Genomic DNA, 9,853 nt, shown 5'->3' on the forward strand with positions numbered 1-9,853 from the left:
AAGCAAAACGCTCTTGCCCCACCACTCGGCACCTCGCTTGGGCTCGGTGTGCCCGTAATCCGCCAGTGATTTGGGGGGGCGCCGCCACGCGCCATCCATGGCGCGGGGCGGCTAAACCGGCATCCCTGCCGGTTTACCCCCCAAATCCCTGTCGAATTCCGGCCAGCGTGGTTTGACGGGGCGCCTAAGATCAAAAGCAGATCAAGATCAAGATCAAGAGCGACTCGCTTCGCATCGTGGTTACCGTCGGCTGCTACGGTCTGCAAAGTTGTGTAGATACCTAGGGTTATCGCAGGCGAGCCAGCTCCCTCGCCACAGTGCCCTGCCTCCTATTCACCTGTCAGGTTTGACAGTAGACACTGGCCCTTGATCGAGGGATGTTTGCCCCTAACGTGCCAGCGCAGCGGTCGGCGCTCATTGCTTTTCGAAGCCACGCTTAATAGGGATATTAAAAATGGAACGGGAACTGATCGACGAAGTTGAAGAACTGATCAAAAAGACTAACGATGCCGAGCGTCTGTTCACCCGATATGCCACCAAGTGCTACACATCAGCTTTGCAAAAATATGCCAAGGAGATCAGCGAAACCTCCTATACCTATCTGCTGGCCGAGCTGGCCGAAAGTTCGCTGAGTTCGGAAATTCTTGGCCGCCCAGGCGCCAATATCAGCCTGGTCAGGATCGAGATAGAGGAGGTCATGCTCGAAGCCGATGTCATCAAGAAACTCAAGCGGGCCGAAACCCATTACCTGGAAACCCTGGAATCGGTGCGCAAGTTCGAAGACCTAAAACGCTTCGAAAAAATGCAGGACACGTCCGATATCGTCCGCTCGATAAAACTAGGGGTGTCACGGTTCAATATCCTGTTTGTCATTCTGCTGATCGGCGGGTTGACCTGGGCGGCGATCAATCTGCCTAAAGAGGCCTTGGCATTGATTTCCGCGGCGATCGGCGGCGCCATCACTCACTTGCTGTCCGAGCGCCAGGCCGTCCTGGCGCTGAAAAAAGAGGGCGATAACACCTGCCCCAGAGCCAACAATAACAGTCAGGAATGACGCGGGCTCACAACGGCGTCAACACATTCATCACCGTGTCCAGCGCCACCCGGGTGTCATCCAGTTGCACCAGCGACGCATGCCGTGCGCCCAGGGCATCGCGGTTCTGGATCGCCGTGAGGATCGCCTTGTGCCGCGGCAGACTCAGGCCCTGAATGTCCGGGCGGCGGTTGGTGATGTTGATCGACTCGCGCAACGGCAACGAGAGCATGTTGCACATATAGGCGAGCAGGTCGTTGCGGGTGGCGTCGGCAATCGCGCGGTGGAAGTCCAGGTCGGCCTGCAACAGTTCCTCGTGGGTCTTGGCGGTTTCCATGCCCTGGTAGGCGTGTTCGATGGTGGCGATGTCTTCATCGGTGGCGGTGGTCGCGGCCATGGCGGCGATTTCCGGTTCGAGGATGCGGCGCACCCCGGCCAGGGTGTTGAAGAACTCGCTGTGGGGCGTGGACTGCATCAACCAGGACAGCACGTCCGGGTCGAGCAGGTGCCATTTCAAGCGTGGCCGCACCACCGCGCCCACCCGTGGCTTGGAATACACCAGGCCCTTGGCGCTGAGCACTCGCGTGGCTTCGCGCAATACCGAGCGGCTGACCTGGTATTCCTCGCACAGCGTGGCTTCCATGGGCAACCGTTCCTCGGGCTTGAAGCGACCGGAAACGATGTGCATGCCCAAGTCCTGAACGATCTGGGCATGCTGGCTCTTGCGCGGCTTGGGCGGCTGGTGATCCATAACGACGGGGAGGCTCTGGCTTAGGTTCGCCGCATCATAGCATCCCAATTAGTGGGAATGCCGTGGGACTTCTGCCCCGCGACAGCCCACCAGGAAGTCAAAGTCACAGCCTTGGTCGGCCTGCAGCACATGGTCGATGTACAGCTGGCGATAGCCGCCGACGATGAGGTTCTGCGCGGGCGGCAGGTCGGCCATGCGCGCTGCCAGCTCGGCATCTGGAATGTCCAGGTGCAGGCGACCATTGGCGCAATCGAGTTCGATCCAATCACCTTCCTTCACTGTCGCCAACGGCCCGCCGGCTGCGGCTTCCGGGGCCACGTGCAACACTACGGTGCCGTAGGCGGTGCCGCTCATGCGTGCGTCGGAAATGCGCACCATGTCCGTCACGCCCTGGGCCAGCAGCTTGGCGGGCAGGCCCATGTTGCCGACTTCGGCCATGCCGGGGTAACCCTTAGGGCCGCAGTTTTTCATGACCAGGATCGAGTTGGCATCCACGTCCAGCTCCGGGTCGTTGATGCGTGCCTTGTACATGTCGAAGTTTTCGAACACCACGGCGCGGCCACGGTGCTGCATCAGTTCGGGGCTCGCGGCCGAAGGCTTGAGCACCGCGCCCAGGGGCGCGAGGTTGCCACGCAGCACGCAGATGCCGCCGTCGGCGCGGATCGGGTTGTCAAGGGTACGGATCACTTCGTCCTGGCCGTAGATCGGTGAGTCCTGGGTGTTCTCGCCCAGAGACTTGCCGTTGACCGTCAAGGCGTTGGGGTGCGGGATCAGGTTGGCTTCACCCAGGCGGCGCAGCACGGCGGGCAGGCCACCGGCGTAGTAGAACTCTTCCATCAGGAAGCGCCCGGAGGGTTGCAGGTCGACAATGGTCGGCATGCCGCGGCCGATGCGGGTCCAGTCATCCAGGTCGAGTTCGACGCCGATGCGCCCGGCGATGGCTTTTAAGTGGATCACCGCGTTGGTCGAGCCGCCGATGGCTGCGTTCACGCGGATAGCGTTTTCGAACGCCTCCTTGGTAAGGATCTTCGACAGCTTCAAGTCTTCACGCACCATCTCCACGGCGCGCATGCCCGACATGTGCGCCAGTACATAGCGACGCGCATCCACGGCCGGAATCGCCGCGTTGTGGGGCAGGGAAGTACCCAGTGCTTCGGCCATGCACGCCATGGTAGAAGCCGTGCCCATGGTGTTGCAGGTGCCCGCCGAGCGCGACATGCCGCCCTCGGCCGCGAGGAAGTCATCCAGGGTGATGGTGCCGGCCTTGACCTGTTCGCTGAGCTGCCACACCACCGTTCCCGAGCCGATGTCCTGGCCCTTGTGCTTGCCGTTGAGCATCGGCCCACCGGTGACCACGATGGCCGGCACGTCACAACTGGCCGCGCCCATCAGCAGCGCGGGGGTGGTCTTGTCACAGCCGGTGAGCAGTACCACGCCATCAATCGGGTTGCCGCGAATCGCTTCTTCCACGTCCATGCTCGCCAGGTTGCGAGTGAGCATCGCAGTAGGGCGCAGGTTGGATTCGCCGTTGGAGAACACCGGGAACTCCACCGGGAAGCCACCGGCCTCGATCACGCCACGCTTGACGTGCTCGGCGATCTGGCGGAAGTGCGCGTTGCACGGCGTCAGCTCCGACCAGGTGTTGCAGATGCCGATGATCGGCTTGCCATGGAACTGATGGTCGGCAATGCCTTGGTTCTTCATCCAGCTGCGGTACATGAAACCGTTCTTGTCGGCGGTACCGAACCACTGGGCAGAGCGTAGGCCGGGCTTTTTGTCAGGCATGATCGATTCTCTTATTGTATGACTATATGTTCTATGCGTGCTTAAACATAAGCGCAAAATCGCCGCTTTGGAAGTGTTGTTTTGCAAATAGTCATACTATATAGTCGATCCTAACTGAGGTATGGCCCTGGCGGATTTCGTCAGAGGCGTCCCCCGAGCTTCTATAAAAACAACAATCGGAGATCGACCCCATGAGCCAGGAACTGCGGCTTATTCGGCGCATCACGCTGAAACTGATTCCCTTCCTGATCCTGCTGTACCTGATCGCCTACGTGGACCGTTCCGCCGTAGGGTTCGCCAAGCTGCACATGGGCGCTGACGTGGGCATCGGCGACGCCGCCTATGGCCTCGGTGCCGGGTTGTTCTTCATTGGCTATTTCCTGTTCGAGATTCCCAGCAACCTGATGCTCGACCGCTTCGGCGCCCGGCGCTGGTTTGCGCGCATCATGATCACCTGGGGCGCCATCACCATCGGCATGGCGTTCGTGCAAGGGCCGCACAGCTTCTATGTGATGCGCTTTTTGCTGGGCGCGGCGGAGGCGGGGTTCTTTCCCGGCGTGCTGTACTACATCACCCAGTGGTTCCCGGTGCGCCATCGCGGAAAAATCCTCGGGCTGTTCATCCTCTCCCAACCGATTGCAATGATGATCACAGGCCCCGTGTCCGGCGGTTTGCTCGGCATGGACGGCATCCTCGGCCTGCATGGCTGGCAGTGGCTGTTCATCGTGATCGGCACCCCGGCGATCCTGCTGACCTGGCCGGTGCTGCGTTACCTGCCGGACGGCCCCCAAAAGGTCAACTGGATGAGCGAGGAAGAAAAAGCCTGGCTCACCGGCGAGCTGCACAAAGACCTGCAAGCCTACGGCCAGACGCGCCACGGCAACCCCTTGCATGCGCTCAAGGACAAGCGCGTGTTGCTGCTGGCGCTGTTCTACCTGCCGGTGACCCTGAGCATCTACGGCCTCGGCCTGTGGTTGCCGACCCTGATCAAGCAGTTTGGCGGCAGCGACCTCACCACCGGCTTCATCTCCGCCGTGCCCTATATCTTCGGCATCATCGGCCTGTTGATCATCCCGCGCAGTTCCGACCGTTTGAACGACCGTTACGGCCATCTCGCCGTGCTCTATGTATTGGGCGCCATCGGCCTGTTCTGCAGCGCCTGGCTTACCGTGCCAGTGCTGCAAATGGCCGCGCTGTGCCTGGCGGCGTTTGCAATGTTTTCCTGCACCGCCGTGTTCTGGACCCTGCCGGGGCGCTTCTTTGCCGGCGCCAGTGCGGCGGCCGGTATTGCCTTGATCAACTCGGTGGGCAACCTCGGCGGTTATATCGGCCCGTTCGTGATCGGTGCGCTCAAGGAGTACACCGGCAACCTGGCCTCAGGCTTGTATTTCTTATCCGGTGTGATGGTGTTCGGCTTGCTGCTGACCCTCGTGGTCTATCGCTTGTTGGAACGCAAGCACGTCCTGCCCGTCGACCAATTCGCCGCCAGCGCCCGTGGCGCCACACGCACTTAAATCCAGGAGAACCTGCATGCGTTTAGTTCAGTTCGAGTTGAGCAACGGTGAGCGCCGCGTCGGCGTGGTAGAAGGCAACCAGGTGCGCGAAGTGCGCGGCGCCCACAGCGTGCGTGAACTGGCGCTGGCCGCCATCGAAGCCGGCAGCAAGTTGCAGCAACAGGTGCAAGCCCTCGGCCTGGGCGCCAGCCACGACTACACCGCCTTGTTGGCGGAACACAAAATCCTGCCGCCGCTGGACCACCCGGACCCGGCCCACATGCTGATCAGCGGCACCGGCCTCACCCACCTGGGCAGTGCCTCGGCCCGCGACAAGATGCACCAGCAGGCCGGCGACGACAGCGCGATGACCGACACCATGCGCATCTTCAAATGGGGCGTGGAGGGCGGCAAACCAGGCGCCGGCCAGGCCGGTGTGCAACCGGAGTGGTTCTACAAAGGCGATGGCAGCATCGTCGTGCGCCCGGGCCAGGCCTTCCCGGTGCCGCCGTTTGCCGAAGACGCCGGTGAAGAACCGGAAATCGGCGGCCTCTATGTGATCGGGCATGACCGTAAACCCTATCGCCTGGGCTTTGCGGTGGGCAACGAGTTCTCCGACCATGTGATGGAGCGCAAGAACTACCTGTACCTGGCCCATTCCAAGCTGCGCAGTTGCAGCTATGGCCCGGAGCTGCGCGTGGGCGAACTGCCCGAGCATCTGGCGGGCACCAGCCGCATCCTGCGCAACGGCGAGGTGATCTGGCAGAACGAATTCCTCAGTGGCGAGGCCAATATGTGCCATAGCCTGGAAAACCTCGAATACCACCACTTCAAATACAGCCAGTTCCTCAAGCCGGGCGATGTGCACATTCACTTCTTCGGCACCGCCACCTTGTCATTCGCCGACGGTATACGTACCCAGCCGGGCGATGTGTTCGAGATCAGCCAGGCTGAATTCGGCGCGCCGTTGATCAACGGTATCGGCAGCAGCGATGCGGCATTTGAACCCGGCCAAGTCACCCCCCTTTAAGGAGATCAACATGACCCAGTTCCTCGGCCACAACTACATCGGCGGCCAGCGCAGCGCCAATGGCAGCATCAAGCTGCAAAGCATCGATGCCAATACCGGCGAAGCCTTGCCCCAGGATTTCTACCAGGCTACCGCGCAGGAAGTGGACGCCGCCGCCCAGGCCGCGGCCCAGGCTTACCCGGCTTATCGCGCCTTGAGCGCCGCACGGCGTGCGCAGTTCCTGGATGCAGTGGCCGATGAACTGGACGCCTTGGGCGATGATTTCGTCGAACTGGTCTGCCGCGAAACCGCCTTGCCGGCCGCACGCATCAAAGGCGAACGCGGGCGCACCAGCGGCCAGATGCGTTTGTTCGCCACCGTGCTGCGCCGCGGTGACTTCTACGGCGCGCGTATCGACAAGGCCCTGCCAGAGCGCCAGCCGCTGCCGCGCCCAGACCTGCGCCAATACCGCATCGGCCTTGGCCCGGTGGCGGTGTTCGGCGCCAGCAATTTCCCCCTGGCATTTTCCACGGCTGGCGGCGACACCGCTGCCGCGCTGGCCGCCGGTTGCCCGGTGGTGTTCAAGGCCCACAGCGGGCACATGGCGACCGCCGAACGCGTAGCCGATGCGATCATCCGCGCCGCCGAAGCCACCGAGATGCCGGCTGGCGTGTTCAATATGATCTTTGGCGGCGGCGTCGGTGAGGCGCTGGTCAAGCACCCGGCGATCCAGGCGGTGGGCTTTACCGGCTCACTCAAAGGCGGCCGCGCCCTGTGCGACATGGCAGCGGCGCGCCCGCAACCGATTCCGGTATTTGCCGAGATGTCGAGCATCAACCCGGTGATCGTGCTGCCCCAGGCGCTGCAAGCCCGCGCCGACAGCATCGCCCGCGACCTGACCGCCTCGGTGGTACAAGGCTGCGGCCAGTTCTGCACCAACCCAGGCCTGGTGATCGGTATCGCCTCGCCTGCGTTCACCGCGTTCACTCAGCAGGTCGCACAATTGATCGGCGAGCAACCGGCGCAAACCATGCTTAATGCCGGCACCCTGGGCAGCTACGGCAAGGGCCTGGAAAAACTCCGGTCTCACCCGGCCATCCAGCATCTGGCGGGCAGCGCGCAATCGGGCAATCAGGCGCAACCGCAACTGTTCAAGGCGGATGTGCGTCTGTTGATTGACGGCGACGAAGTGCTGCAGGAAGAAGTGTTTGGCCCCACCACGGTGTTCGTCGAAGTGGCTGATCAGGCGCAGCTCAGCGCCGCCCTGCAGGGGCTGCACGGGCAATTGACCGCCACGCTCATCGGCGAACCGGCCGACCTGCAACAGTTCACCGAACTCACGCCCCTGCTGGAGCAGAAAGTCGGGCGCATCCTCCTCAACGGTTACCCCACTGGCGTGGAGGTGTGCGATTCCATGGTTCACGGCGGGCCGTACCCGGCGACTTCCGACGCCCGTGGCACCTCGGTCGGCACTTTGGCTATCGACCGTTTCCTGCGCCCGGTGTGCTTCCAGAACTACCCTGATAGCCTGCTGCCCGACGCGTTGAAAAACGCCAACCCCTTGCGTATTCAGCGGCTGGTAAATGGCACGCCATCGCGTGAATCGCTGTAACTGATCAGGAGGCTTCATGTCGTTGAGCGCAGTCACCCCGCACCGTGCCCGGTTGGGCGAAGGGCCGTTCTGGGATGTACCGACCCAGGCCCTGTATTGGGTGGATATCGCCGCCCGCCAGGCGCTGCGCCTGATGGGCGGGCAGTTGCAGGTGTGGCAGTTGCCCGAGCACGTCTCGGCGTTCATCCCCTGTGAACGCGGCGATGCGTTGGTGACCTTGAGCAGCGGCGTGTATCGCCTGGACCTGGCCACCGAAGCCTTGACCCTGCTGTGCGTAGCCGACCCGCAAGCGGGCAACCGCGGCAATGAAGCACGTTGCGATGCCCTGGGCCGGCTGTGGTTGGGCACCATGCAGAACAACATCGGCGAGCAGGGCGAAGACCTGCCGATTACCCGGCGCTCCGGTGGTTTGTTTCGCATCGATGCCGATGCGCGGGTCACGCCGTTGCTGACGGGGCTGGGCATTCCCAACACCTTGCTTTGGAACGAGGAGGGCAGCCAGGTGCATTTCGGCGACAGCATGGACGGTACGCTCTATCAGTATTCGATCCAGGCTGACGGCCAACTCGGCGCCGCCCAGGCCTGGTTCGGGCCGCACACACGCGGCGGGCCGGATGGCTCAGCCATGGACGCCGACGGCTACATCTGGAACGCGCGCTGGGACGGCAGTTGCCTGCTGCGGCTAACGCCCTTGGGTGAGGTGGATCGCATCATCGAACTGCCGGTCAGCCGTCCCACCAGTTGCGTGTTCGGTGGGCCCGAGCTCACCACGCTGTACATCACCAGTGCCGCGAGTCCCTTGGGGCATCCGTTGGATGGTGCGGTACTGGCGATTGAAATGGATGTTCCCGGAAAACCCTGTCACCGCTTCGCCGGATAACCTGTAGGAGCGGGCTTGCCCGCGAAAAACGTCAACGATAACGCGTTCATGCTGGATGGGCGCGTCGCCCTCGGGTTTTTCGCGAGCAAGCTCTCTCCTACAACGTTCTACCTAAAAACAACAACAAGGAGTCACCCCTATGAATCGTCGTCGTGGTTTGCGTTCCCTGTGCTGCGCCGCTGTGGCGGTCTCGGCCATGAGCTTGAGCGGCCTGTTGCTGGCCGCTGAAGAAGTAAAGATCGGCTTTTTGGTCAAGCAGGCCGAAGAGCCCTGGTTCCAGACTGAGTGGGCGTTTGCGGAAAAAGCCGCCCAGGACAAAGGCTTCAAACTCATCAAGATCGCGGTGCCCGACGGCGAGAAAACCCTCTCGGCCATCGACAGCCTGGCCGCCAACGGCGCCAAAGGCTTCGTGATCTGCCCGCCGGACGTGTCCCTGGGCCCGGCCATTGTGGCCAAAGCCAAGGCCAACGGCTTGAAAGTGATGGCCGTGGATGATCGCTTTGTCGATGCCAAGGGCAACTTCATGGAAGACGTGCCGTACTTGGGCATGGCCGCATTTGAGGTGGGCCAGAAGCAGGGCGCCGCCATGGCCGCCGAAGCGAAAAAACGCGGTTGGGACTGGAAGGACACCTACGCGGTGATCAACACCTTCAACGAACTCGACACCGGCAAGAAACGCACCGACGGCTCGATCAAATCCCTGGAGGAGGCCGGTATTCCCAAGGACCACATCCTCACCGCCCCCCTGAAAACCCTCGACGTGCCCGGCAGCATGGACGCCACCAACTCTGCCTTGGTCAAGCTGCCAAGCGGGGCGAAGAACCTGATCATCGGCGGCATGAACGACAACACCGTGCTCGGCGGCGTGCGCGCCACCGAAAGTGCCGGTTTCGCCGCAGCCAATGTGATCGGCATCGGCATCAATGGTACCGACGCCATCGGCGAATTGAAGAAAGCCAACAGCGGCTTCTTTGGTTCGATGCTCCCCAGCCCGCACATTGAAGGCTACAAAACCGCCGAGATGATGTACGAGTGGGTGACTAAGGGTACCGAGCCGCCGAAATACACGGCCATGGACGAAGTGACGCTGATCACCCGCGAAAACTTCCAAGCGGAACTGACCAAGATCGGGCTGTGGAAATGACCGCTGCGGCCCTGCGGTTTGACGGCATCGGCAAGACCTTTCCCGGGGTCAAGGCGTTGGATGGCATTTGCTTCACCGCCCACCCGGGGCAGGTGCACGCGCTGATGGGCGAGAACGGCGCAGGCAAGTCGACCCTGCTGAAAATC

9 protein-coding genes are annotated in these 9,853 nt (G+C 62.2%); 7 read left to right on the forward strand and 2 right to left on the reverse strand.

All coding sequences use genetic code 11. From position 1 onward, the window contains the following. Positions 1-454 precede the first annotated feature (454 nt). The gene (locus tag E1K68_RS11215) at positions 455-1,054 is read left to right on the forward strand and encodes a hypothetical protein (protein WP_003190550.1); all 600 of its coding nucleotides are present in this window, start codon (positions 455-457) and stop codon (positions 1,052-1,054) included. Between the two features lie 7 nt (positions 1,055-1,061). Here the strand turns inward: E1K68_RS11215 and E1K68_RS11220 are convergent, their stop codons facing one another. Both E1K68_RS11220 and E1K68_RS11225 read right to left on the reverse strand, forming a co-directional pair. Beyond that, positions 1,062-1,784 (reverse strand): FadR/GntR family transcriptional regulator, encoded by a 723-nt coding sequence (locus E1K68_RS11220; protein ID WP_003190551.1) that lies wholly within the window; start codon positions 1,782-1,784, stop codon positions 1,062-1,064. Between the two features lie 48 nt (positions 1,785-1,832). Beyond that, on the reverse strand, positions 1,833-3,569 hold the full coding sequence (locus E1K68_RS11225) for an IlvD/Edd family dehydratase (protein ID WP_019817288.1): 1,737 nt from the start codon (positions 3,567-3,569) through the stop codon (positions 1,833-1,835). A 191-nt stretch (positions 3,570-3,760) separates the two neighbouring features. On the opposite strand from E1K68_RS11225, the gene E1K68_RS11230 reads away from it, so the two are divergent. The 6 genes from E1K68_RS11230 to E1K68_RS27780 all read left to right on the forward strand — a co-directional run. Next, positions 3,761-5,083, forward strand: coding sequence for an MFS transporter (locus E1K68_RS11230; protein WP_003190554.1), 1,323 nt, complete (start codon positions 3,761-3,763; stop codon positions 5,081-5,083). Between the two features lie 16 nt (positions 5,084-5,099). Further along, on the forward strand, positions 5,100-6,092 hold the full coding sequence (gene araD1 / locus E1K68_RS11235; RefSeq protein WP_120248321.1) for an AraD1 family protein: 993 nt from the start codon (positions 5,100-5,102) through the stop codon (positions 6,090-6,092). A gap of 10 nt (positions 6,093-6,102) precedes the next feature. Next, positions 6,103-7,683, forward strand: coding sequence for an aldehyde dehydrogenase (NADP(+)) (locus tag E1K68_RS11240; protein WP_120248320.1), 1,581 nt, complete (start codon positions 6,103-6,105; stop codon positions 7,681-7,683). 16 nt (positions 7,684-7,699) lie between these two features. After that, positions 7,700-8,563: an SMP-30/gluconolactonase/LRE family protein gene (locus tag E1K68_RS11245; RefSeq protein ID WP_120248319.1), complete on the forward strand. Its 864-nt coding sequence runs from the start codon at positions 7,700-7,702 to the stop codon at positions 8,561-8,563. 139 nt (positions 8,564-8,702) lie between these two features. Then, positions 8,703-9,707, forward strand: coding sequence for a substrate-binding domain-containing protein (locus E1K68_RS11250; protein WP_034135669.1), 1,005 nt, complete (start codon positions 8,703-8,705; stop codon positions 9,705-9,707). Next, positions 9,704-9,853: ATP-binding cassette domain-containing protein (locus E1K68_RS27780; RefSeq protein ID WP_244858883.1), on the forward strand; the 150-nt coding region annotated here is incomplete at its 3' end. The genes E1K68_RS11250 and E1K68_RS27780, both read left to right, overlap by 4 nt.

It is taken from the genome of Pseudomonas sp. B2021 (assembly GCF_018135665.1).
In the GTDB taxonomy this organism is placed as follows: domain Bacteria; phylum Pseudomonadota; class Gammaproteobacteria; order Pseudomonadales; family Pseudomonadaceae; genus Aquipseudomonas; species Aquipseudomonas lactis.

What these genes read in the sequence shown, in the direction of transcription:
- araD1 (WP_120248321.1), top strand. Translation starts at nt 5,100, where the DNA reads ATGCGTTTAGTTCAGTTCGAGTTGAGCAACGGTGAGCGCCGCGTCGGC.
- E1K68_RS11250 (WP_034135669.1), top strand. Translation starts at nt 8,703, where the DNA reads ATGAATCGTCGTCGTGGTTTGCGTTCCCTGTGCTGCGCCGCTGTGGCG.
- E1K68_RS11225 (WP_019817288.1), bottom strand. Translation starts at nt 3,569, where the DNA reads ATGCCTGACAAAAAGCCCGGCCTACGCTCTGCCCAGTGGTTCGGTACC.
- E1K68_RS11215 (WP_003190550.1), top strand. Translation starts at nt 455, where the DNA reads ATGGAACGGGAACTGATCGACGAAGTTGAAGAACTGATCAAAAAGACT.
- E1K68_RS11240 (WP_120248320.1), top strand. Translation starts at nt 6,103, where the DNA reads ATGACCCAGTTCCTCGGCCACAACTACATCGGCGGCCAGCGCAGCGCC.
- E1K68_RS11230 (WP_003190554.1), top strand. Translation starts at nt 3,761, where the DNA reads ATGAGCCAGGAACTGCGGCTTATTCGGCGCATCACGCTGAAACTGATT.
- E1K68_RS11245 (WP_120248319.1), top strand. Translation starts at nt 7,700, where the DNA reads ATGTCGTTGAGCGCAGTCACCCCGCACCGTGCCCGGTTGGGCGAAGGG.
- E1K68_RS11220 (WP_003190551.1), bottom strand. Translation starts at nt 1,784, where the DNA reads ATGGATCACCAGCCGCCCAAGCCGCGCAAGAGCCAGCATGCCCAGATC.